General features: G+C 57.9%; 19 protein-coding genes and 2 tRNA genes. 7 read left to right on the forward strand and 14 right to left on the reverse strand.

Going from position 1 to position 22968, the window contains the following annotated elements; all coding sequences use genetic code 11:
* Positions 1-3: 3 nt before the first annotated feature.
* The 5 genes from asd to NE623_RS01635 all read left to right on the forward strand — a co-directional run bounded on the left by asd (position 4) and on the right by NE623_RS01635 (position 4530).
* Complete coding sequence (gene asd, locus NE623_RS01615) at positions 4-1080, forward strand: aspartate-semialdehyde dehydrogenase (RefSeq protein WP_256270948.1); 1077 nt, start codon at positions 4-6, stop codon at positions 1078-1080.
* Positions 1081-1119: 39 nt separating this feature from the next.
* Positions 1120-2010 (forward strand): 4-hydroxy-tetrahydrodipicolinate synthase, encoded by an 891-nt coding sequence (gene dapA, locus NE623_RS01620; RefSeq protein WP_256270947.1) that lies wholly within the window; start codon positions 1120-1122, stop codon positions 2008-2010.
* 67 nt (positions 2011-2077) lie between these two features.
* Positions 2078-2845 carry a 4-hydroxy-tetrahydrodipicolinate reductase gene (gene dapB, locus NE623_RS01625; RefSeq protein WP_256270946.1) on the forward strand — a complete coding sequence of 256 codons (768 nt, stop codon included), beginning with the start codon at positions 2078-2080 and terminating at the stop codon, positions 2843-2845.
* The gene (locus tag NE623_RS01630; protein ID WP_256270945.1) at positions 2836-4056 is read left to right on the forward strand and encodes a CapA family protein; all 1221 of its coding nucleotides are present in this window, start codon (positions 2836-2838) and stop codon (positions 4054-4056) included. Before dapB ends, NE623_RS01630 begins: the two co-directional genes overlap by 10 nt.
* Positions 4057-4074: 18 nt before the next feature.
* Complete coding sequence (locus NE623_RS01635; protein WP_256270944.1) at positions 4075-4530, forward strand: ACT domain-containing protein; 456 nt, start codon at positions 4075-4077, stop codon at positions 4528-4530.
* A 67-nt stretch (positions 4531-4597) separates the two neighbouring features.
* On the opposite strand, the gene NE623_RS01640 is transcribed toward NE623_RS01635, so the two are convergent.
* The 3 genes from NE623_RS01640 to NE623_RS01650 are packed head-to-tail and all read right to left on the reverse strand — an operon-like array spanning position 4598 to position 6257.
* The gene (locus NE623_RS01640) at positions 4598-5587 is read right to left on the reverse strand and encodes a CPBP family intramembrane glutamic endopeptidase (RefSeq protein WP_256270943.1); all 990 of its coding nucleotides are present in this window, start codon (positions 5585-5587) and stop codon (positions 4598-4600) included.
* Positions 5574-6056 (reverse strand): DUF6773 family protein, encoded by a 483-nt coding sequence (locus NE623_RS01645; RefSeq protein WP_256270942.1) that lies wholly within the window; start codon positions 6054-6056, stop codon positions 5574-5576. Before NE623_RS01645 ends, NE623_RS01640 begins: the two co-directional genes overlap by 14 nt.
* Positions 6057-6059: 3 nt before the next feature.
* Positions 6060-6257 (reverse strand): helix-turn-helix transcriptional regulator, encoded by a 198-nt coding sequence (locus tag NE623_RS01650; RefSeq protein WP_227593974.1) that lies wholly within the window; start codon positions 6255-6257, stop codon positions 6060-6062.
* 169 nt (positions 6258-6426) lie between these two features.
* Between NE623_RS01650 and NE623_RS01655 the strand changes: the two genes are divergently transcribed.
* Positions 6427-8364, forward strand: coding sequence for an NAD(+) synthase (locus NE623_RS01655; protein WP_256270941.1), 1938 nt, complete (start codon positions 6427-6429; stop codon positions 8362-8364).
* Between the two features lie 55 nt (positions 8365-8419).
* Here NE623_RS01655 and NE623_RS01660 read toward each other — a convergent pair whose 3' ends face one another.
* From NE623_RS01660 to alaS, 6 genes are read right to left on the reverse strand one after another with little or no spacing between them, the layout of a single operon-like run.
* Entirely contained in the window at positions 8420-9010 is a 591-nt protein-coding gene (locus tag NE623_RS01660; protein ID WP_256270940.1) for a toprim domain-containing protein, read from the reverse strand.
* Positions 9011-10039, reverse strand: a complete 1029-nt coding sequence (gene holA / locus NE623_RS01665; RefSeq protein ID WP_256270939.1) for a DNA polymerase III subunit delta — start codon at positions 10037-10039, stop codon at positions 9011-9013.
* The gene (locus tag NE623_RS01670) at positions 10026-12095 is read right to left on the reverse strand and encodes a ComEC/Rec2 family competence protein (RefSeq protein WP_256270938.1); all 2070 of its coding nucleotides are present in this window, start codon (positions 12093-12095) and stop codon (positions 10026-10028) included. Before NE623_RS01670 ends, holA begins: the two co-directional genes overlap by 14 nt.
* 3 nt (positions 12096-12098) lie before the next feature.
* Positions 12099-12638 (reverse strand): phosphoribosyltransferase family protein, encoded by a 540-nt coding sequence (locus NE623_RS01675; protein ID WP_256270937.1) that lies wholly within the window; start codon positions 12636-12638, stop codon positions 12099-12101.
* A gap of 52 nt (positions 12639-12690) precedes the next feature.
* A complete protein-coding gene (locus NE623_RS01680) occupies positions 12691-13035 on the reverse strand; it encodes a histidine triad nucleotide-binding protein (RefSeq protein WP_256270936.1) in 345 nt (114 codons plus the stop codon).
* A 37-nt stretch (positions 13036-13072) separates the two neighbouring features.
* Positions 13073-15733 carry an alanine--tRNA ligase gene (gene alaS, locus NE623_RS01685; RefSeq protein WP_256270935.1) on the reverse strand — a complete coding sequence of 887 codons (2661 nt, stop codon included), beginning with the start codon at positions 15731-15733 and terminating at the stop codon, positions 13073-13075.
* A gap of 390 nt (positions 15734-16123) precedes the next feature.
* Between alaS and NE623_RS01690 the strand changes: the two genes are divergently transcribed.
* A complete protein-coding gene (locus NE623_RS01690) occupies positions 16124-16813 on the forward strand; it encodes a DUF421 domain-containing protein (RefSeq protein WP_256270934.1) in 690 nt (229 codons plus the stop codon).
* A 74-nt stretch (positions 16814-16887) separates the two neighbouring features.
* On the opposite strand, the gene NE623_RS01695 is transcribed toward NE623_RS01690, so the two are convergent.
* From NE623_RS01695 to whiA, 5 genes are all read right to left on the reverse strand, one after another.
* Positions 16888-16964: transfer RNA gene (locus NE623_RS01695), tRNA-Pro, on the reverse strand.
* 148 nt (positions 16965-17112) lie between these two features.
* Positions 17113-17188, reverse strand: a tRNA-Ala gene (locus NE623_RS01700).
* Positions 17189-17363: 175 nt separating this feature from the next.
* Complete coding sequence (gene pfkA / locus NE623_RS01705) at positions 17364-18338, reverse strand: 6-phosphofructokinase (protein ID WP_215691938.1); 975 nt, start codon at positions 18336-18338, stop codon at positions 17364-17366.
* Between the two features lie 164 nt (positions 18339-18502).
* A complete protein-coding gene (locus tag NE623_RS01710; protein WP_256270933.1) occupies positions 18503-22030 on the reverse strand; it encodes a DNA polymerase III subunit alpha in 3528 nt (1175 codons plus the stop codon).
* Positions 22023-22955, reverse strand: a complete 933-nt coding sequence (gene whiA / locus NE623_RS01715) for a DNA-binding protein WhiA (RefSeq protein ID WP_256270932.1) — start codon at positions 22953-22955, stop codon at positions 22023-22025. Before whiA ends, NE623_RS01710 begins: the two co-directional genes overlap by 8 nt.
* Positions 22956-22968: the final 13 nt, after the last annotated feature.

Raw genomic sequence — 22968 nt, forward strand, 5'->3', positions numbered from 1 at the left:
AGGATGAAACAGTACAATGTTGGTGTCATCGGTGCAACCGGTATGGTCGGCCAGCGCTTTATCACGCTGCTGGAAAATCACCCCTGGTTCAATCTGGTTGCCCTTGCAGCCAGCGCACGCAGTGCAGGCAAAACCTATGAGGAGGCCATCGGCAGCCGCTGGCTGATGAAAACCCCCATGCCCGAGAGCGTCAAGAAAATGGTTGTGCTGGATGCCGCCAACGTGGAGGAGGTTGCCGCCAAGGTTGATTTCGTTTTCTGCGCAGTCAATATGAAGAAGGACGAAATCAAGGCTCTGGAGGAGGCCTACGCCAAGGCCGAGTGCCCGGTTGTCTCCAACAACAGCGCCCACCGCTTCACTCCTGACGTGCCGATGGTTGTGCCCGAAATCAACGCCGACCATATTGAGATCATCCCCGCACAGCGCAAGCGTCTGGGCACCAAGCGCGGCTTTGTGGCCGTCAAGTCCAACTGCAGCCTGCAGAGCTATGTGCCCGCCCTGCATCCCCTGCGCAAGTACGGCATCTCCGACGTGCTGGTCTGCACCTATCAGGCCATTTCCGGCGCCGGTAAGACGTTTGAAACCTTCCCCGACATTCTGGATAACGTCATTCCCTACATCGGCGGCGAGGAAGAAAAGAGTGAACAGGAGCCTCTGAAGCTGTGGGGCCACATTGAGGGCGACAAGATTGTTTCCGCCAACTCCCCTCGTTTTACGGCGCAGTGCCTGCGTGTGCCTGTCTCGGACGGTCATATGGGCGCCGTCTTTGTGCGGTTTGAGCATAAACCCAGCAAAGAGGAAATTCTGCAGGCGTGGAAGGAGTTCCACGGCCCCGCGCAGGATCTGAACCTGCCCAGCGCCCCGAAGCAGTTCCTGCACTATTTTGAGGAGAACGACCGCCCGCAGCCCAAGCTGGACCGTATGCTGGAAAACGGTATGGCCGTCAGCATCGGCCGCCTGCGTGAGGATACCCAGTACGATTACAAGTTCGTCTGCCTGTCCCACAACACGCTGCGCGGTGCCGCCGGCGGTGCCGTTCTGCTTGCAGAGCTGCTGGCCGCGAAGGGCTATTTTGACTGATTTGCTGCAAAGTGCAGCTTGGTGTAAGGAGAATTTCTTATGAAGAAGCCTGTATTTACCGGCGCCGCCGTGGCCATCATTACCCCCATGAACGCGGACGGCAGTGTCAATTTTGACGAGCTGGGCCGCATCATTGAGGACCAGATTGCCCACAGCACCGATGCCATTGTCATCTGCGGCACCACCGGCGAGTCCCCGACATTGACGGACGAGGAGCACACCGCGTGCATCCGCTACGCAGTCGAAAAAACAGCGGGGCGCGTTCCTGTCATTGCAGGCACTGGCTCCAACGATACCAAGTATGCCATCTGGCTGTCCCAGCAGGCCGAGGCTGACGGTGCTGACGCGCTGTTGCTGGTGACGCCCTACTACAACAAAACCAGTCAGGCGGGCCTGATTGCCCATTACACGGCCATTGCGGACGCGGTGCATCTGCCCTGCATCCTCTACAATGTGCCCAGCCGCACCGGCTGCAACCTGACCCCCGCCTCTCTGGCAGAGCTTGCCAAGCATCCGAACATCAACGCCGTCAAGGAGGCCAGCGGCAACATCAGTCAGGTGGCCGAGATTGCCGCCGCCTGCGGTGACAGCCTGAACATCTACTCCGGCAACGATGACCAGATTGTTCCCCTGCTGGCGCTGGGCGGCAAGGGTGTTATCAGCGTACTTTCCAACGTAGCGCCGCAGTATACCCATGACATCTGCGCCAAGTGGTTTGCCGGTGAGACCGCCGAGAGCCTGTCCATGCAGCTCCGGGCGCTCAAGCTCATCAAGGCCCTGTTTGCCGATGTGAACCCCATCCCTGTCAAGTGGGCAATGAACCGTTTGGGCTGGCAGGCTGGCGACTGCCGCCTGCCGCTGGTAGCACCGTCTGCCGCTGTGCAGGCACAGTTGGAGAATGCAATGCAGGAATTCGGCCTGCTGAAATAATTTCACAGCCGACCCACTGCAACCGGCGGGTCGGCTTTTGCTTTTTGACACGAAAGGAACTGTAACAATGACGGATATCATCATTCAGGGCATTTATGGCCGTATGGGCCGTGCTCTGCTGGAAAAAATCGCCGTGCGCAACGATTGCCGCATTGTCGCGGGTGTGGACCGTGAAGCCGGAAAGATTGGCGAAATCCCTGTCTACGCCGGGTTTGACGCACTGCCCTGCAAGGGCGTAATCATTGATTTTTCCTCTCCCGCCGGGGCGGTCACAGCCGCGCAGTACGGTGCTGAGCACGGTCTGCCCTGCGTCATCTGCTCCACCGGTCTTTCCAAGGAGGATGAGGCCGTGCTGGAAGCCGCCAGCGCAAAAACGCCGGTTTTCCGCAGCGCCAATATGTCGGTGGGTGTGAATGTGCTGATTGAGCTGGCACGCCAGGCTACAAAGATTCTGGGCGGCGAGTTCGACATTGAAATCGTTGAGAAGCACCACCACAACAAGCTGGACGCCCCCAGCGGCACGGCACTGATGATTGCCGATGCCATCAACGCCGAGGCGGGCGGCCGCTATGAATACGTCTATGACCGCACGCAGGTGCGCCAGAAGCGCGGTGCGCAGGAGCTGGGCATCAGCTCTATCCGCGGCGGCGGCATCGTCGGCGAGCACGATGTGCTGTTCTGCGGACCGGACGAGGTTGTGACCCTGAGCCACAGCGCGGGCAGCCGCGGCGTATTCGCCGATGGTGCCGTGCAGGCGGCGCTCTACATTGCCGCCCTGACCCCCGGCTACTACACCATGACTGATTTGCTGCGAGGTAAGCTCGTATGCGAATGAGAGGCAACGATATTGCCGCCTGTCTGGTAATTGCGCTGGGCGTTGGCGGTGTTCTGGCGGGTTCACTGCTTGGCGGGCCATCCTTCACCACACTGCCCGCCGTTGACCCGCAGCCGGTCTCCGTAGACGTGCCTATGCCTACCGCCGAGCCTGAACCCACACCGGAGCCTACCCCCACGGTCGAAACCGTGCGTTTTTCCGCCACCGGTGACGATTTGATTCATGACGGCATCTTTCTGCAGGCAAGGGAGCGCGGCGGCGACCACTATGACTTTGATTTTGCCTATGAGGAGATGCGGGACTTCTACACCCAGTTTGACGTGAACTGGCTCAATCAGGAAACCCTTGTCAATGACCAGTTTGACGCCAGCGGCTACCCGATGTTCTCCACCCCCGGTGCCATCACCGACACGCTGTACAATCTCGGCTTCCGGGTGTTCAGCCTGTCCAACAATCACAGCTATGACAAGGGTGCTGCGGGCATTGAGGCTTCGCTGGAGCACTGGGCCTCGATGCCGGAGGACGTTGCCTACATGGGCTTCTACAATCTGGACACCTATGACGATTATGTCTATCAGACCGTCAACGGCATCACTTTCGGCTATCTTTCCTACACCGAGCACACCAACGGCCTGCCCACGCCCTCCGGCGCTGTGCACGGCGTTGTTTATCTGGATGACCACGAGACGATTGCCAAGCAGATTGCCGCTATGCGCCCCAACTGTGATGTGCTTGTAGTCAGCGCCCATATGGGCACCGAAGGCTCGCACGAGGTCAACGATTTCCAGAAATCGACCGCCCAGTGGCTGGCCGATCAGGGCGTTGACCTGATTATCGGCACCCATCCCCACGTGGTGCAGAACGCCGAATGGTTGACCGGCGCAAACGGCAACACCACCTTTGTGGTCTACAGCCTTGGCAACTTCATCAACGCGCAGTCCTCCCGGGATAACGTGATTGGTGCCATTCTGGACATAACCTTCCAGAAAACCACCCAGCCCGACGGCAGCACCAGCCTTGCCATGCTGGACCCCAAGCTGCACTGCGTCATCAGCCAGTACGAGGCCGGGTATAAAAACATCCGCGTTATCCCCTACAGCCAATATACCGATGAGCTGGGCGCGGCGCACGGGGAATTTACCCTCTCCCGCGAGTACATCGAGAGCGTGCTCCGCAATTCTATTGACGAGCAGTTTATAACGTTAGAGTAACAGAAAGGAAGCCTGTTTATGTACGGTGTCAGCAAAATCAGCAGCGAGCAGAACATTATGCTCACCACCTTTCCCGGTGCGCAGTACAGCGCGCAAAGTCTGGCCGAGCACCTGAATGTATTTGCACAGGCGGGCATTGTGGTGGATATGATTTGCCAGAGTGCGCCCCGCGGTGCGGCGGTGGATTTCAGCTTCACCACCAGCTACGATAACTTTGCCGCGGTTATGAAGGCCCTGCCTGCCGCCGCCAAGACCAATCCTCCGCTTGTTTCCGGCGGGTACAGCAAGATCAACCTGTTCGGTGAGGAGATGGTCACCAGCTGCGGCGTTGCCGCCCGCGCACTGGCTGCGCTGGCCGGGGCCAACATTGAAATTGTGCTTATCACAACCAGTGACCTTGATATTTCCCTGCTGATTCGCCAGCAGGACGAGGATTCCGCACTGGAAGTACTGCACAAGGCGTTTGAGGTCTGATTTTTTTCAGCTACTACAAAAAACTGCCGCCGGGGCACCCTGTTATGGGTAGCCCCGGCGGCTTTATTTATGCAGGCTCGTTTTCCTTGCGGAAACATTTTGCGGCCAGGAACGGCAGGAACACCACACCGTACAGCACAACCGTTGTGACCACATCACCCCAGCCAATAACCTGATTGCTGATGTCTGCCGAGCCAGTCCAGACAAGAATCATATTGTTGTTCAGGTAATGCAGCAGCACCGGAATCCAGATATTCTTCCCGCACTTCTCATACGCGAACGAGAAAAACACACCTAGCGTCACACAGGCAACCAGCTGCGTGGCAATGCTCTGCAAAGAGGTCTCCGGGCTGTAAAAGAACAGGTTCAGCGGCAGATGCCACAGCCCCCACAGCACGCCCACTGCCAGTGCGCCGCGCCGTGCGCCGAAGCGGCTTTGCAGCGCGGGCGTCAGGTAATAGCGCCAGCCGTATTCCTCGCCAAAAAACGGCAGGAACGATAAAAAGAAGTTCGGAATCAGCACCAGCGCCATAACCCACGGCGTATAGCTTTTCCAATAGGCCAGATACTCCGTCCATGCACTTCCGCCCTGCAGCGCCACGCCCAGAAAGACCATTCCGGTTTTTACCACAAGGAAATACACACAGATGGCCAGTGCCGTTCCAAAGCGGCCATGCAAACGCAGACCGTAGCGCTCCCGCTTGTCCTTACGCTCCGTCAGCAGGAGTATCCACCCCAGCACCGAGGCAATGACGATAACCAGGTTGGCAATGCCCATCCATTCTGCCTGCGGCATAGCGGCGGACAGCAGCCCCATAAGAAGCATCCCGGCCGTAACAACCAGATGCAGCACGAAAAAGCGCAGTGGCATTTCCTTCCGCCGGGCCATCAGGAATTCCAGCATAACGCCCGCTGCCGGGTAAAACATCTGGGCATTGGCATAGATAGAGGTGTCCTGCCCGTTCTGCAGGCAGTGATGCAACAGCGGCATCATCAGGAACGGAACAGCAAAGGCACAGAGAATAAAAATCGTAAGCTCCTTCTTATTCGTTTTCATGGTTGTCAGTTTCCTCCTTCGGGTTTTCAAGCTCGGTATGGCGTTTTTTGTACATTGCAGCGCAAAGCTGCAGGAGCGCGAAGCAGAGTAGAATTGTGGTGACGGCAGTGATGCCCGCCATCAGCAGGCCGGATTTCCAGCCAAATTCGCTGAACTTGACGTATGACCAAATCGCTATCACAGCGCCGCCAGCCAGCGAAAGCAGAAAGTTTGTTTTCTTATCCGCGGTGAAGTGTCTGTCCCAAATACCCGCACGGATGCAGGCTCCTACCGTGTACACACATCCCACCATAAAGACAATCCATTCCGCAGCCATTTCCCGCATTGTAAAGCCGCAAAGGCTCTGAATAATCAACGCCGCCAGCAGCATTCCCCACAGCAGCCAAAAGGAGCGCGCCTCAATATTTAACAGCGTCTGCTGCTGCATTTCATCCAGATTGTTGCGGCTCCAAAATTCCTTCAACTTCATCGTTCATTCCTCCCAGAACAATTCATCCAAAGTTTTGCCCAGTACCTTGCAGATACTGCGGCAAAGGTTGATCGTAGGGTTATACTCCCCTTTTTCGATGGCGTTGATGGTCTGGCGGGACACGCCTACCGCCGCCGCCAGATCCGCCTGTGTCATATCGCGCACGGCGCGGGCGGCTTTCAGCTTCAAGTTTTTTGCCATGTCGCTTATCCTTTCTTCTTACGGTGACTATACTATATCATATGCCTTACATTATGTCAAGTATATATTACTTTATGAATGATATTTTATGCTTTCAAAAGCAGCACTTGCGGCCCGGCGCGCGCTGTGCTATGATAATTTTATATACTGTGATAAAGGAAGTTTGGCTATGAAGTACAGCTTTCCCGCTTTTGAAAATGGTTTTATCCGTGCCGCTGCGGCAAGCCCTGCCCTGCGTGTGGCAGACTGCACCTATAATGCCGAGCAGATTATCGGCGTTATGCGCGAATACGCGGCCAAAAACGTCCAGCTGCTCTGCCTGCCGGAGTTTGCGCTGACCGGCTACACCTGCAGTGACCTCTTTCTGCAGGACACCCTGCTGCGCGGCGCAGAGGAGGCCCTTGCCGCCATCCTTGAGGCCAGCAAGGGGTTGAACATCGTTGTGCTGGTCGGCCTGCCTGTGCGCCATAACGGCAAGCTGTACAACTGTGCAGCCGTGCTCTGCAATGGCGAGCTGCTCGGTCTTGTACCCAAAACTCATCTGCCCAACTATGGCGAGTTCTATGAGAAGCGCCACTTCATCCCGGGTATGCGCGAGCCGGAGTGCATCACGCTGGCCGGGCAGGAAACCCTGCTGGGCACCAATCTGCTGTTCGCCTGCAAGCAGCTGCCCGCCTTTGTGCTGGCGGCCGAGGTGTGCGAGGATTTGTGGGCGCCGATTCCGCCCAGCTGCGCCCATGCGCTGGCCGGTACCACTGTGGTGGCAAACCTCTCCGCCAGTGATGAGACCGTCGGCAAGGCGGGCTACCGCCGTGAGCTGGTTCGCGGGCAGAGCGCCCGCCTGCTGTGTGCCTATCTGTATGCCGATGCAGGCCACGGCGAGAGCACAACCGATATGACCTTTGCCGGGCACAATCTGATTGCCGAAAACGGCAGCCTGCTGGCGGACGCCGCCCCCTTTGCGCAGGAGGACGCCGTGACTGAGCTGGATTTGGGCCGCATGGTGCAGGAGCGTCAGCGGAACACCACCTTTATGCCGGAAACAACCGGCTATACCACGGTAGAATTTGATCTGCCGCCGATCAGCCTTGCCCTGACACGCCCTGTCTCCTGCACACCCTTTGTGCCGCAGGACGCCGCCACCCGCGCCGAACGGTGCGAGCTTATCCTGCGGATTCAGGCCGAGGGTCTGGCCAAGCGGATGGAGCACACCCACGCCAAGTGCGGCGTGCTGGGCATCTCCGGCGGACTGGACAGCTGCCTGGCCCTGCTGGTGGCTGTGCGCGCCTGCAAGGTGCTGGGCCGCGATGCCAAGGACATTATTGCGCTGACGATGCCCTGCTTTGGCACAACCAAGCGCACGCGCTCCAACGCAGAGATTCTGTGCGAGGCGCTGGGCGTAACCTTTGGGGAAATCAACATCACGCAGACTGTGCAGAGCCACTTTGCGGACATCGGCCAGCCCGCAGACAAGTACGATGTCACCTTTGAAAACTGTCAGGCCCGCGTGCGCACGCTGGAGCTGATGGACTACGCCAACAAGAATGGCGGCTTCGTTATCGGCACCGGCGATTTGAGCGAGCTTGCACTGGGCTGGGCCACCTACAACGGCGACCATATGAGTATGTACGGCGTGAATACCGGCGTACCCAAAACGCTGGTGCGCCACATTGTGCAGTATGTGGCCGACACCTGCGGCAACGCCACCCTGCGGGATGTGCTGGTGGATATTCTGGATACCCCGGTCAGCCCCGAGCTGCTGCCCACCGCCGCCGACGGCACCATTGCCCAGCAGACGGAAAAGCTGGTCGGCCCCTATGAGCTGCACGACTTCTATCTCTACTACGTGCTGCGCTTCGGCTTCAGCCCGACAAAAATCTACCATCTGGCCCGTACCGCCTTTGACGGCAAGTATGAGCCGGAGGTTCTGCTGGCATGGCTGAAGAACTTCTACCGCCGTTTCTTTGCACAGCAGTTCAAGCGCAGCTGCCTGCCAGACGGCCCCAAGGTGGGCTCGGTCACGCTGTCCCCCCGCGGTGATTGGCGTATGCCCAGTGACGCCTGCAATACCCTGTGGATGGCAGAGCTTGACAAGCTGGAAGTGTAATCCTGACAATAAAAAGCCGGCCCGGAACCGTTTCTCGCGGTTCCGGGCCGGCTTTTTACAGCTTTTCAATTTCAGCGTTCAGCGAATCATAGGTATACAGGGTGTTCAGCACCTGCAGCAGTTCCTTCTTGCTCAACCGCGGCGGCAGGCCCAGACGGCGCAGCAGTCTGCGGCGTGTCTCGGCGCTGTTGGCCGTGCCGGAGACGCCCCAGTCATACAGGTCGGTGTAGGTTATCGGGCGTGTCTGGGCTGTTTCCTTCCGGTCTGTGGCGCTGCTCTCCAGCGCCGTCTGCAGCCCCTGCAGAATCAACTCGTCCGGCACGCCCTCCACACCCAGCAGGCCCTCCTTGCCGGGCTCGGCCTTGCGGGACTCCTTGCCGGGAATAGCCGGGACATAGGCCTGCAGGACGTTTTCTGCTCCCACCAGCCCGGTGACAAAGTGGCGTATCTTAAAGCCCGCCGCATCGGAATCCGTCAGGATGATAAGCCCCTGCGCGGCGGCCATACGCTTGAGCAGCTTTTGTAGGGCACCATCCTTGAATACGCGGAAGCCGTCGGTGGTCAGTATTGTGCCATCCACCAGATTGCCCAGGCGGGCGGCATCATATTTGCCCTCCACCAGAAGGGCCTGTTCCAGCTTCAGCATTTAGCTCCTCCCTGCCAGCGCCAGTTCACACAGTGCCTTCTGCATCAGTAAATCCGCATCCAGCCTGCTGCTCTTTAAATCTGTATCCAGCCTTTGCAGGATGTGCAGGCACTCCTCCAGTTGGGCACGTTTGAAGCGGGCGGCGGTCTTTTCGGTTGTGCTCAGGCGGTAATTCCAGTTGCCGCTGTAGCCGAAGTCCTTGGCTACAGCAGACAAGGCCCTGCGGCTGCGGCGACCCAGCAGAACGCGGTATAAATCCAGATAGTTGCTGATGAGTGCACCGGTTATCATGATGGGGTCATTCTGCAGCGCCAGCAACATTTTGAGCTTCTGCTGTGCCTTTTCCGTCTGCCCACTGGTGACGAGCTTGACCATATCAAAGGTGTCTGCGTCCAGCGTGACCGTTCCCAGCTGGGCAATCATCTGCGGCGTGATAGTACCGTAATCAGCCAGCGCCGCCAGCTTTTCAATTTCATTGCGGAGCAGGAACTGATCCTCACCGCAGCGGGCCAGCAGTGCAGCTTCCGCACCCGGTGCAAAGGCCGCGCCGGTCTCCTTGGCCCAATCGCGTGCCATTGCCTGCAGGGCGCTGGCGGTGGGCTTGTTAATCTGCACACAGTAGCCGAGCTTTTCGCAGCAACTGATGAGCTTCTGCTCCCGCTTGCCGGGGCGCAACTTGCCAAAGCGCTCCTCCACAAGGGATGTCATAACAAAGATTGCGTTTTCCGTGTCAGAAAGCGTATCGCAGAGCTCCTGCAAATCCTTGTCCGAGTAGGTGGATGGCCGTATCAGCGGCATAAGCACCAGCCGCCTGCCGCCGAAGAACGAAATCGTGCCCGCAGCCAGAACAATTTCCTCCACCGAGGGTGTCGGTCCGTCCAGCACGGTTGTCTCGGGGTCATCCCGGGTCAGGTACTTCAGCGCCTTCTGCGCTGCCGCATGGACCAGTGCTTCATCCGACGCATAAAAATAGTACAGCCCGCAGCCAGCCTTCAGGCGCTTATTCAGTTCATTTTCACTGTACAGCAACGGTCTGTGCCTCCTCCCAAATCATACTGCGGTCAGGGCGCAGGGTCAGTCCCGGCGTGTCCTCACCATAATACAGTTCACAGCCTTCCGCCTGTACCAACCAGCGCGGCGAAGCAGACGTATACAGCACGGCATCCGGCCGGACTGTCTCCGACCAGCTTCCGGGCGCGCAGAGCACATCCACACACAGCGGCGCGGCCAGCTCGATGCTGCCGGCCCCCGCGGCAATGTGTCGGTTGCCCACGCCCAGCACTGCCAGACTGGTACTCTTATTATGATACAGGTCCAGTGTCAATCCGTCAAGCACCGTGCGGGCTGCAAATTCCGGCTCGTTTTTCATCGTGACAATTTCTGCCGCCGTGAAGTCAAGCTGCGTAGGCTTTGCTCGCAAATCAACCAAAAGCCCCGGCGCTTCTCTGGTGCGCCCGGCCAGAAAATTGTTGACGGCGGTCAGGTTGCTTTCCCCGCCGCGGAAAAGCACAACCGCCTTTCCATTCTGCACACAGACAACGCAGGGGTTGCCGGACGAGCCGACAAGGGTAAGCTGCACAACATCCCGCTGCATCCAGACGCCCATACCAACAGCCACTGCCGTGCAGAGCGCCGCCGCGGGCAGATAGAGCCGCAGCCTTCTGGCGTGCCAGAAGCAGACGGCCAGCGCCCCCAGTACCGCCAGTACAAACAGCGTGTACCGCTGCGGCAGATAGACCGACGCAAACGGCATGGCCGCGCAGCGCTCCACCAGCCAAAGCATGAGCCTGAGCCAGAGGCTGAGTACCAGCCCCACCAGATTGACCAGCGGCAGAAGCAGCGGCACAGCGCTGAGCACCAGCAGCAAAATTCCCAGCTGCAGGGCGGGCTGCAGCATCCAGACAACCAGCAGATTGCAAAGGATGCCCACCAGACTGGCCGCCATACCGTGCGCCACCAGCACCGGCAGCGTGGCAAGGCTGGCCAGCGCGGCGGTCTGGATGGGCTCTGCCAGGCGGCAGAGCGTCTGCAGAGGCGCATTCTCCCCTGCAGCCTGCGTTTCCCGGCGGGTCAGCACAGCCGCCGCCTGTACGCCGAGCACGGCGCAGAAGGACAGCTGAAAGCCAATGTCACAGGGCGCATAAGCGTTCTGCAGCCCCAGCAGGACCGCCGCAAAGCCGGTCGAGGTCAGCAAGTCCACCGGCAACAGCAGAAAGTCTCCCGCCAGTGCCACCGCCAACACCGATCCAGCCCGCAGCACCGACACTGGCGCGCCGGTCAACAGCACGTAAAACAATGCCACTGCACCGCGCAGGATAATCAGCGGCTTATAAAATTTCCAGCGGCGGCCAAAGCCCAACAGCCCACAGAGCAGCGCCAGATGCAGGCCCGACACCGCCAGCAGGTGCGATACACCCGCCGTGCGGAATGCCTGTTGTGTTGTATCGTCAAGTCGGCTCTTGTCCGCCAGCAGCATGGCGGCCTCCATGCCGTCCAGCCGCTTCGGCAGCCAGCGCCGCAGTATGGCGCTCCAGCGCCCACGCAGCCGGTACAGTGCGAACCGCACGCCACGGCTGGCGTCCAACGCACGGTAGCCACCCTGATACTCCGCCTGCAGATAGACACCCTTGCTGTTGCGGCTCAAGCGGTATTTGTTGTCCAGCAGTTCGCGCAGGGCGAAGGTTGCGGAAAAACGCTCTCCTGCCGCTTCTCCCGGAAACGATGCACACTGTACCCGGATATGAGCCGGTTTTCCATCTATCTCCGTCAGCAGCAACGTGCCCCGCAGGCGACTGTCGCTGTAGGAGGCCTCGGCGTCCGTCTCGATGACGGCTGTGCAGCACACAGTCTGCCCTGCCAGCGCACGGACTGGCTGCACCCACACCAGCGAAAACACGAAGAACCACGCCAGCCCGCAAAGTGCCCCCAGCGCCGGGATTGCCATGTCCCTGTGCCTTGTATGGTTCCAAAAAACCAGCCATACCAAAAACGCCGCCGCGGGCACACAGACCAGCGGCGGCAGCTTGGCCGCAGCAAGCTCAGCCCCGGCAAAGCCGAGACCGAACCAACCGAGCTTTCGTTTCATTGCTTAGTGCAGGAACAGCGGCAGCGGCTCCAGAAAGAAGATGTCGGTGCGCTGGGCGGCGTCACCCTCAGCAAGGGCGGCGCAGCAGCCGACAACCGTGCCGGTGCTCTTGGCAGCCAGCGTTTCCAGAGCGTGCAGAGAGCCGCCGGTGGAGATAACATCGTCCACAATCAGGATGCGCTTGCCATCCATATACTCAATGTCCTTCTTGTCGATAACAAGCGTCTGCTTGCCAGCCGTGGTGATGGACTGATCCTCGATGATGACGGGCTCACGCATATACAGCTTCGGACCCTTGCGGGCGGGAATCCAGTATTTTCCACTCTGGCGCGCCATCTCATAAGCCAGAGGGATGCCCTTGGCCTCGGCGGTCAGGATAACGTCAAACTCTGGGGCCTTCTTCAGCAGCGCCGTGGCGCAGGCCTCGGTCAGCTCTACATCGCTGAACATAATGAAGGCTGCAATGTCCATGTGGTCATTGACCTTGCAGATGGGCAGCTCACGGGTCAGGCCCGCAATGTGCAGTGTATAGGTATCTGCCATGATGGTTTACCTCTCTTTTACTGATTCACGAATGTTCTTGCAGCGCCCGGCATCAGCCCGGAGGCCATGCAAGGCTGCGCTTTGCCAGCACATGGAAGTGCAGATGCTTGACGCTCTGGCCGCCATCCACGCCCACGTTGGTGACAACGCGGTAGCCGCTTTCGTCCACCCCCAGCTTGCGGCAAAGCTCCGCAATGACGGCGTAGATGTGGCCCAGCAGGGCGGCGTCATTCTCGGTCAGAGCCGCCGCAGACGCAATGTGCTGCTTGGGGATAACAAGGAAATGCACCGGTGCCTGCGGGTCAATGTCATAGAAGGCCAGCAGCGTATCGTCCTCATACAGCTTGTTTGAGGGGATTTCTCCCGCGGCAATCTTGCAAAACAGACAATCCTCCATCCGGAATCCCTCCTTTGTGTTGGTTTTATGGGAAATCTTACTGATTCATTTCAGCCTTGACAATCTCCGGCACGGCGTTCAGCGCGTCATCAATCTTGCTGGCATCACGGATACCGGCCATTGCGAAATCGGGCTTGCCGCCGCCGTTGCCGCCTGCAATCGCGGCAATCTTCTTGACGAGGGCACCGGCCTTCAGGCCACGGGCCAGCGCATTCTTGGAAACGCCGACTGCCATCATCGTCTTGGCACCATCGCTGCCAATCAGAACCGTAACTGCGTTGGGGGCCTTGTCGCGAATCTTATCGACCATATCGCGCAGGGTGTCAGCGCCGGTGCCAGTCAGATAGGCGGAGACAATACGCACGCCGTCGATGTCCGCAGCGTTCTCAAACAGGCCGTCAATCTTAGCAGAGGCAACCTGTGCCTTCAGGATTTCCAGCTGCTTGGCGGTTTCCTTCAGTTCTGCGTTCAGGGCCTCGGCGCGGGCCGGTGCGTCCTTCAGGTTGTTGGCCTTCAGGGCAGCGGCGGTCTTGGCCAGCAGCTCGGTGCGGTCATCCAGCAGATCCAGCACGCCAAAGGCGGTGGTGCCCTCAATGCGGCGGATGCCGGCGGCCACGCTGGACTCGTTCAGAATCTTGAAGCAGCCAATCTGCGCAGTGTTCGTCACGTGGGTACCGCCGCAGAACTCGGTGCTCCAGCCGCCCGCGTCCACAACGCGGACAACACTGCCGTACTTCTCGCCAAACAGCGCCATAGCGCCCATCTTCTTGGCTTCCTCGATAGGCAGATTCTGGACGGTGACAGGCAGAGCCTCGTAAATCTTCTCATTGACGCGGCGCTCAACCTCAGCCAGCTCGGCGGGGGTCACAGCGCTGAAATGCGTGAAGTCAAAGTGGGTAATATGGTCATCCTGATAGCTGCCGGCCTGATGCACGTGCTCACCCAGAACCTCGCGCAGAGCCTTCTGCAGCAGATGGGTAGCCGTGTGATTGCGGCAGATAGCGGCGCGGCGCTTCTCGTCAACCGAGGCAGTGACCTCGTCATCCACGTGAATCGTGCCGTCCAGCAGCTCACAGGTATGGACAAAGTAGCCCTTCGGGGTCTTTTTGACCTGTGTGACCTTCAGCTTGGCATCGCCGCTGACCAGATAGCCGTGGTCAGCAACCTGACCGCCCATCTCGGCGTAGAACGGGGTGTGGTTCAGCACAACCAGAACGCCGTCCTTGACCTCGCCCGCCTCATCGGTGGCAATGGCATCGACCAGCTCCTCACCGTCAGACAGTGCCAGAACCTTGGCCTTCTCGCTCAGGGTCTCATAGCCGTCAAAGCGGGTGGTCTCTGCCGTCAGCTCACCGAACAGGTCCGCGCTCCAGCCGGAGATATCCTTAGCCAGACGCTCGGCACGGGCGCGCTCACGCTGCTTGGTCATTTCGATGTGGAAGGCGGCCTCATCCACGGCAAAGCCTGCTTCAGCGGCAATTTCGCGGGTCAAGTCGAGGGGGAAACCGAAGGTATCGTTCAGCTTGAAGGCCTCGATGCCGGACAGAACCTTCTCATGGGTCTCCTTCAGATGGCTCATCATACCGGTCAGAATGTTCAGACCAGCGTCAATCGTGCGGCCAAAGCGCAACTCCTCGGTACCGATGACCTTCTTGATATAGGACTCATGCTCGCGCAGCTCGGGGTAACCGGCCTCACTGGACTCGATAACCGTGTCCACAAGCTCGGTCAGGAAGGGACGGTTGATGCCTAGCATACGGCCGTGGCGGGCAGCGCGGCGCAGCAGGCGGCGCATAACGTAGCCGCGGCCCTCGTTGGAGGGCAGGATGCCGTCAGACGCCATAAAGACGGTGGCGCGGATGTGGTCGGTAATCACGCGGATGGAAATATCATCCTTCTCATTTTCGCCGTACTTCTTGCCGGCAATACGCTCCACATGGTGCAGAACGGCGGCAACGGTGTCAACCTCAAACAGGTTGTTGACATCCTGCATGACAACGGCCAGACGCTCCAGACCCATGCCGGTATCAATGTTGGGTCTGGCCAGCAGCTCATAGTTGCCCTTGCCGTCCGCGTCATACTGGCTGAACACAAGATTCCAGATTTCCATAAAGCGGTCGCAGTCACAGCCAACGCCGCAGGTAGGCTTGCCGCAGCCGTACTTCAGGCCGCGGTCATAGTAGATTTCAGAGCAGGGGCCGCAGGGACCGGAGCCATGCTCCCAGAAGTTGTCCTCCTTGCCCAGGCGAACCATATGGTCCTCCGGGATGCCGACTTCCTTCGTCCAGATGTCATAGGCCTCATCATCGTCCTGATAGACAGAGATATACAGGCGGTCTGCAGGGATTTCCAGCTCCTTAGTCAGGAACTCCCACGCCCAGGGAATGACTTCCTTCTTGAAGTAGTCCTGGAAGCTGAAGTTGCCCAGCATCTCAAAGAAGCAGCCATGGCGGGCGGTGATGCCAACGCGCTCAATATCCGGGGTACGGATGCACTTCTGGCAGGTTGTCACACGGTGGCGGGGCGGCTTCTCCTGACCGAGGAACCATTTCTTCATGGGGGCCATACCGCTGTTAATCAGCAGCAGGCTGGGGTCATCCTTCGGAACCAGCGGGAAGCTGCCAAGGCGCAGATGGCCTTTGGTTTCAAAATAGTGCAGGTACTTCTCGCGAAGCTCATTCAATCCGGTCCATTGCATAGGTTGTGTTCTCCAATCCATAAAATTGCGATTGAGCTGCCACAAAAAGATACAGCCCTCGCCCCCATACAGGGACGAAGGCTGTTATGCTTCCGTGGTACCACCCGGTTTGCGGTGCACACAGTGCACCACCGCTTTGTGTCTGCGTTAACGCCGCAGGTACGCTCAGCTCACCGCTGAAAGCTCCGGGGTGGCTCTGCCGTGTTGCCGCGTGGAAGCCTTACACCATACAGCTTCCTCTCTGAAAGGCGGAACGGGCGGCATTGGCCCTTTCATCGCTATTTTCCTTTTTACAGGCTTATTATATGCCGTTTTCTGCGCCTTGTCAACCGTTTTTTCCGTATAAACCGCCCGGATTGTGCAAAACCTAGCGTTGAGAGGAGTGTTTTTATGTCTGACATTTTTGCGGAGGTCGGGCAGGTTGTGCTTACCAGCCTGCTGTCGCTGGCGGTGATGTTCCTGTTCACCCGCATCGGCGGCAAGCGGCAGATTACACAGATGAGCCCCTTCGACTATCTGAACGCTGTGACGGTGGGTTCCATCGGCGCAGAGCTGGCAACCAATCTGGAGCAATGGCTGCGTCCCCTTTCGGCGCTCATCATCTATATTCTGGCCACGTGGTTTGTCCACTATACCGCCTGCAAAAGCAACGCCATGCGCAGCTTCTGGAGTGGGCGCAGCCTGATTCTGATGGACGGTGGCACCATTTACAAAGCCGCTTTGCAGCGGGCAGCGATTGACGTCAACGAATTTCTGGGGCAGGCCCGGGTGGCCGGATACTTCGACCCCAACGAGATTGAGACGGCCATCCTGGAGACAAGCGGCCAGATCAGCTTTCTACACAAAAGCCGGAGCCGTCCCCTGACGCCCGAGGATATGCAGCTGCACCCAGCCGCGGCCAGTGCGTGGTATGACCTTATCATTGACGGCCAGCTTATGCAGGATAATCTGAAGGCAGCCGGGCGGGACGAGCGCTGGCTGAATGCACAGCTCCACGCGCAGGGCATCGGCCAGCGGAGCGAGGTTTTCTATGCCGCCTGCGACAAAGCGGACGGCTTCTATGCCTGCCGTATCCAGTAAGGAGTTTAAAAAAAGCAAAAACCACCAAACCCTTTCGGATTTGGCGGTTTTGCTGATTCCGACAGCCCATTGTTTGGTCCGAGTGGCGAGAGTCGAACTCACGGCCTCTTGAACCCCATTCAAGCGCGCTACCAAACTGCGCTACACCCGGTCGAACCGAGCTGTCAAAAGTCAGCCTATATAGTATAGCGGACTCTTGCAGAAATGTCAATACCTAAATTCAAGTTTTTCGAGATTTCCTGTCAAGACCCGCCCGCAAAGCAAAACGAACACATTGCAGAGCAATGTGTTCGTTTTGGTGGTGGAGAATACCGGGATCGAACCGGTGACCTCTTGCATGCCATGCAAGCGCTCTCCCAGCTGAGCTAATCCCCCATGCTGGCGTCATCCGGATGCGTTCGCTCCTGACGACGCTTGCTATTATAGCAAAGCTGTTTGCAAATGTCAACAGTCTTTTTCAAAAAAATTCAAAATTCGCAAAATTATTTTTGCTTGCCAGTTGTTCAAACAAAAAACCGCACCCATGCGGATGCGGCTTGCGGTATTGTAATCAGATGGAAATTGCCTTGGCAATCTCAATCATATCACGGTCAATGGTCTTGTGCATGGACAGGGCCACGTTGACATCGTAGTCCACAATCTTATCGCCGGAGACGGCAACAACACGGTTGTAGATGCCCTTATCCAGCAGGTCAATGGCGTGGTAGCCCATCAGGGAGGCGTTCACACGGTCACGAACCGTGGGAGAACCGCCGCGCTGGATGTGGCCCAGAACCGTTGCACGGGAGTCAACGCCGGTAGCGGCCTGAATCTGGTTGGCAAGCTCCTGTGCACCGACAACGCCCTCGGACACAATGATGATAAAGTGCTTTTTGCCGGTCACCTGCGTCTGACGCATACGGTCCAGAATGTCGCGCTCAAAGTCGAACGGAATTTCCGGCAGCAGAACGGCCACAGCGCCGGTGGCAATGCCCACGTTCAGAGCAATATAGCCGGCATGGTGGCCCATAACCTCAACAACGCTGCAACGGTCATGGCTCTGGGTGGTGTCGCGCAGCTTATCAATCGCCTCCACGGCGGTGTTCATGGCTGTATCGTAGCCGATGGTATACTCACTGCAGGCAATATCGTTGTCGATGGTGCCGGGCAGACCGATGCAGGGAATGCCCTGATTGGCCAGTGCGCGGGCACCCATGAAGGAGCCATCGCCGCCAATGACAACAAGCGCGTCAATCCCCAGCTCCTTGCAGCGCGCAAGGCCCTTAGCTTGACCTTCCTTCGTTTTGAATTCCAGGCAGCGTGCCGTATACAGAATCGTACCGCCGCGGTGGATAATCTCCGACACGCTGCGCACGTTCATTTCATAAACCTCGCCGTTAATCAGACCATTGTAGCCGCGCTGGATACCCATCATACGGTAACCCTTGCTGATACCGGCACGGACGATTGCACGCACTGCGGCATTCATGCCGGGTGCGTCACCACCGCTGGTGAGAACACCGATTGTTTTAATTTCCTTAGCCATAAAGCGAGCCCCTCCTGTTTCGGGAACTATGGACCCACCTGAAAAAAGGATTTATTCAGGCGTGGCCATCACGTTACAATAATTTTTTAACAATCTTGTGACCATCCACATTATACCACACTTCTCCGCCGTAATTATGGACAAAACACGCAAAACTTATGGATTTATTTTGCAGAGTGCTCCACATCCTGCACTTTTACGCAATCCTTGCCCAGTATGCGCTCCAGCTCTGCGCGCAGAAGCGGGTCATCCTTGACAGCCATATGCCGCGCCAGCATCGCCTTGCCGGTATCCTGAAAGCGGAAATACACCCGGACGGTTCCCCCATCGAAAATGTTGCACAAGAGATTCTCTACCTTGTGCATCTGGGGGCAGTCCCGTGCAGGCACCGTCAGGAAATACCCTGCTGCTCCCCCGCTTGTCTCGCGTTTCACGCGCTCTACACGGTTCATACCAAAATTCTTCGCAGGGTCATAGCTTTCAATGGGCTGCACGCCCTCCACAATCAGGCGGGCGGCCTCATCCTCCTTGATAGAGACGCGGCCGTTTGCCACCACAACGGCATTTTCCTGCAGCGCCGCACGGCACTCTGCCAGAATCCGCGGGAACACCAACAGCTCCATGCTGCCGGTCAGATCCTCCACGGTGGTGAAGGCCATGAGCGTGTTGGATTTTGTTGTCATAATCTTGTTTTTTACGATGGTGCAGACAAGAGTGACCGTCTGATTGTCAAACTGCTTGGCATCCTCGCCCATAAGCTGAGCGATTGTACAGTTGGATATCTGGGCAATCTGAATCCGGTAGGCGTCCAGTGGGTGGCCGGACAGGTACAGGCCGGAGACCTCCTTCTCCATTTTCAGCAGCTCAGAGGCAGAATATTCCGGCAGATTCGGAACCTTGTAATCGTTCACCGGCTTTTCCTCGCCGCCGCCCATCAGGCCGAACAAATCCATCTGGCCGTCCAGATTCTGCCGTGCATCGGTCTCCACGCTTTTCAGGATGCCCTCAACGCTCTCCAGCATACCATGCCGGGTGGGCTCCAGATTGTCGAACGCACCCGCCTTGACAAGATTTTCCAATGCACGGCGGTTGAGGCCTGTGCCGTGTAGCCGCTTGCAGAAGTCATACAGGCCGCGGTAGGGCTGGTTGACGCGTTCTTTAATCACTGCCTCAATCAAATCGCGGCCCACGCTCTTAACAGCGTTCAGTCCGAAGCGGATGCGCTCACCATCGGCGGTGAAGCCGCCGCGGGAAATGTTGATATCCGGCTGCTGCACCTTGATGCCCAGACGCTGGCACTCGGTTGTGTACTCGATGACTTTGGACGTGTTATCCAGCACGCTGGTCAGCAGGGCCGCCATAAATTCATGAGGATAGTGACATTTCAGATAAGCCGTCTGGAAGGCCACATAGGCATAACAGGCCGCGTGCGATTTGTTGAAGGCGTAGGACGCAAAACTAATCATATCATCGTAGATTTCGTTTGCAACGCCTTCCGGCACGCCGTTGGCCACACAGCCCGCGCATTCCTTGCCCGGCTCCTTGCAGCCATGGACAAAGTGCTCACGCTCCGCCTCCATAACCTTGAGCTTTTTCTTGCTCATGGCACGGCGGACGTTATCTGCCTGACCGAAACTGAAGCCTGCCAGCTCGCGGCAAATCTGCATAACCTGCTCCTGATAGATAACAACGCCATTGGTAACATCCACGATATGGGCCATCTTCGGCGTCTTGTAGGACACCTTGGTGGGGTCCTTGCGGTTGCGCAGATAGGTCGGGATGGAGTCCATCGGGCCGGGGCGGTACAGCGAAATCAATGCGATAATGTCTTCAAGGTTTTTGGGCCGCATACTGACCAGCACCTGAGTCATACCCGTGGATTCAAGCTGGAATATGCCCTCCGTCTCCCCTTTTGCCAGCATGGCGTAGGTGTCGGGGTCATCGTAATCAATGTGGGCCACGCGGAAATCAGGATTCTTACGGCGGACAGCCATCTCTGTGTCATGGATGACCGTCAGCGTGCGCAACCCCAGAAAGTCCATCTTGAGCAGGCCCAGGCGCTCGATTTCCACCATATTGAACTGGGTGACCGGCAGGCCGTCATTGGTGGACAGCGGCACATACTCGGTAGCGGGGTCGCGGGTAATGACAACGCCCGCCGCATGGGTCGAGGCGTGGCGCGGCATCCCCTCCACCTTCAGAGAGGTGCTGATCAGCTCATGCACCTGACTGTCCGAGTCATAGAGCGCCTTCAGATCCGGGCTGACCTCCAGTGCCTTTTTCAGCGTCATTTTAAGGTCAGTCGGAATCAGCTTGGCCACCCGATCCACATCCTGATAGCTCATACCCATAACGCGGCCGACATCACGCACAGCGGCGCGGGCCGCCATGGTACCAAAGGTCACAATCTGGGCCACGTGGTCACGGCCATACTTTTCGTTTACGTAGTCAATGACCTCCTGACGGCGCTCATAGCAGAAGTCAACGTCAAAGTCCGGCATTGAGACGCGCTCCGGGTTCAGGAAGCGCTCGAAAATCAAATTGTAGCGGATGGGGTCAATGTCGGTAATGCCGACACAGTAGGCCGCCAGACTGCCCGCGCCGGAGCCACGCCCCGGGCCGACCGGAATATCGTGGCTTTTGGCGTAGTTGATAAAGTCATAGACGATGAGGTAGTAGTTTGTGTAACCCATCGTTTTGACCACATTTATCTCATAAGTCAGGCGTTCCCGCAGCGCGTCCGTGACCTTGCCCGGGTAGCGGCGCTCAAGGCCCTCCCAGCAGAGCTTTTCAAAGTAGGCCTGGTTTTCCATACCGTCAGGCGCTTTGAAGTACGGCAGCTTTGTCTCGCCAAAGGTAAATGCAAAGTTGCACTGCTCGGCAATTTTGTTCGTGTTCTCGCAGGCCTCCGGCACCATCGAGAACAGGTCATACATTTCCTCGGTGCTTTTCAGATAGAACTCATCGGTCTGGAACTCCATGCGGTCCATATCGTTGATGGTCTTGCCGGTCTGGATACAGAGCAGGATGCTCTGCATCTTGGCGTCCTCTTTTGTGATATAGTGGGCGTCATTGGTGGCCACCATCGGTATGCCGGTTTCCCGCGCCAGACGGATAAGCTGCGGCAGTACAACCTGGTCCTCCTCAAGGCCGTGGTCCTGCAGCTCGATATAGTAATTTTCTGCACCGAACAAATCGCGGTACCAAAGGGCCGTCTGCTTGGCGCGGTCATAGTCCCCTGCCAGAATGGCACGCGGGATTTCACCGGCCAGACAGGCCGAGAGACAGATAAGCCCCTCGTGGTGTTTTTCCAGCAGTTCCTTGTCAATGCGCGGCTTGGAGTAAAAGCCCTCCGTGAAGCCGGCAGAGACCATCTTAATCAGGTTTTTGTAGCCAGTTTCATTCTTGCAGAGCAGAATCAGGTGCGTGTTGCCGTCAATACGGTTGACCTTGTCAAAGCGGGTGCGGGTTGCCACATAGACCTCACAGCCGATGATGGGCTTGATGCCTGCAGCCTTGGCGGCGTCAAAGAACGCCACACAGCCGTACATAACGCCGTGGTCCGTGATGGCGCACGCGGTCTGCCCCATTTCCTTCAAGCGGTCAAACATACGGTCGATGCGGCAGGCACCGTCCAGCAGGCTGTACTCGGTATGCACGTGCAGATGGGTAAATTGTCTGTTCTCAGCCATTGGGTGTTTCCTTCTTTTCGGGTACGGCGTCGAGGCGTGCAGCGGCCTCCTGAATTTTCTTCATGCGGTGGGACAGCCCCGCTTTGCTGACCGGCGGGTCAAACTTCTGGGCCAGCTTGGCCAGCGGCAAATCCGGGTACTGCATCCGTAGCTTTGCGGTCTGGCGCAGGTTTTCCGGCAGAGTGTTCATTGCCCCCGCCGCCTGCAGCTTTTCAATCGCAAGCTGCACCTGTACCGCGGCCTGCACGCTTTTACCGAGATTGGCCGTCTCGCAGTTGGAAAGGCGGTTGGTCTTGTTGCGCATTTCATTGTAAAGGCGCTGATTCATGATGCGCATAGCCGCACCGCCTGCCCCCATAAAGGTGAGCAAGTCCTCAATGTGGTCGGCCGCCTTGATGTAGATGGTGTTGGCCCCTTTGCGCAGTGCGCGGTGGGGGTGGAAATCATGCTCGGCCAACATAGCCTCCAGCTGCTGCGAGAGGTAATGCCGGGTGGAGAGAAACTCCAGATTATAGCTCTTTTCCGGGTCTGTCATCGTGCCGCAGCACAGAAAGGCTGTGGAGATGAACGCCTGCATACAGCTCTGGCATTTGAAGTTTTCCGGCCGGATGCGCAGGGTCGGCTCCTTGCCGGTATGGCCGAACAGGGTCAGCAGCTTTGCGACCTCCGCCGGCTCCTTGACGCTGAATTCATACACAGGGCCAGTGGTGCGCTCCTTGCTCAGCACAGTGCCCTGCACGCCGCAGCGGCGGTAGAGCTTCTGGGCAAAGGTGGCCACGCCCTCATTTTCGGTCTGCAGAACTACACCGCGGTCATCAAAGTATTTGCCAAAACAGGCCACCGCATACGCGGCGGCCATATTGCAGCAGGGCTTTGAAATTTTGCGGCGCAGTATCTCGTTTTTCACTTCTTGAGAAAAGCTCAAGTTGGTGTTCTCC

The sequence above is a fragment of the Gemmiger formicilis genome (assembly GCF_024462815.1).
GTDB lineage: Bacteria > Bacillota > Clostridia > Oscillospirales > Ruminococcaceae > Gemmiger.

Coding starts and splice junctions, on each gene's coding strand:
- asd (WP_256270948.1), top strand. CDS start 4: ATGAAACAGTACAATGTTGGTGTCATCGGTGCAACCGGTATGGTCGGC.
- dapA (WP_256270947.1), top strand. CDS start 1,120: ATGAAGAAGCCTGTATTTACCGGCGCCGCCGTGGCCATCATTACCCCC.
- dapB (WP_256270946.1), top strand. CDS start 2,078: ATGACGGATATCATCATTCAGGGCATTTATGGCCGTATGGGCCGTGCT.
- NE623_RS01630 (WP_256270945.1), top strand. CDS start 2,836: ATGCGAATGAGAGGCAACGATATTGCCGCCTGTCTGGTAATTGCGCTG.
- NE623_RS01635 (WP_256270944.1), top strand. CDS start 4,075: ATGTACGGTGTCAGCAAAATCAGCAGCGAGCAGAACATTATGCTCACC.
- NE623_RS01640 (WP_256270943.1), bottom strand. CDS start 5,587: ATGAAAACGAATAAGAAGGAGCTTACGATTTTTATTCTCTGTGCCTTT.
- NE623_RS01645 (WP_256270942.1), bottom strand. CDS start 6,056: ATGAAGTTGAAGGAATTTTGGAGCCGCAACAATCTGGATGAAATGCAG.
- NE623_RS01650 (WP_227593974.1), bottom strand. CDS start 6,257: ATGGCAAAAAACTTGAAGCTGAAAGCCGCCCGCGCCGTGCGCGATATG.
- NE623_RS01655 (WP_256270941.1), top strand. CDS start 6,427: ATGAAGTACAGCTTTCCCGCTTTTGAAAATGGTTTTATCCGTGCCGCT.
- NE623_RS01660 (WP_256270940.1), bottom strand. CDS start 9,010: ATGCTGAAGCTGGAACAGGCCCTTCTGGTGGAGGGCAAATATGATGCC.
- NE623_RS01670 (WP_256270938.1), bottom strand. CDS start 12,095: ATGAAACGAAAGCTCGGTTGGTTCGGTCTCGGCTTTGCCGGGGCTGAG.
- NE623_RS01675 (WP_256270937.1), bottom strand. CDS start 12,638: ATGGCAGATACCTATACACTGCACATTGCGGGCCTGACCCGTGAGCTG.
- NE623_RS01680 (WP_256270936.1), bottom strand. CDS start 13,035: ATGGAGGATTGTCTGTTTTGCAAGATTGCCGCGGGAGAAATCCCCTCA.
- alaS (WP_256270935.1), bottom strand. CDS start 15,733: ATGCAATGGACCGGATTGAATGAGCTTCGCGAGAAGTACCTGCACTAT.
- NE623_RS01690 (WP_256270934.1), top strand. CDS start 16,124: ATGTCTGACATTTTTGCGGAGGTCGGGCAGGTTGTGCTTACCAGCCTG.
- pfkA (WP_215691938.1), bottom strand. CDS start 18,338: ATGGCTAAGGAAATTAAAACAATCGGTGTTCTCACCAGCGGTGGTGAC.
- NE623_RS01710 (WP_256270933.1), bottom strand. CDS start 22,030: ATGGCTGAGAACAGACAATTTACCCATCTGCACGTGCATACCGAGTAC.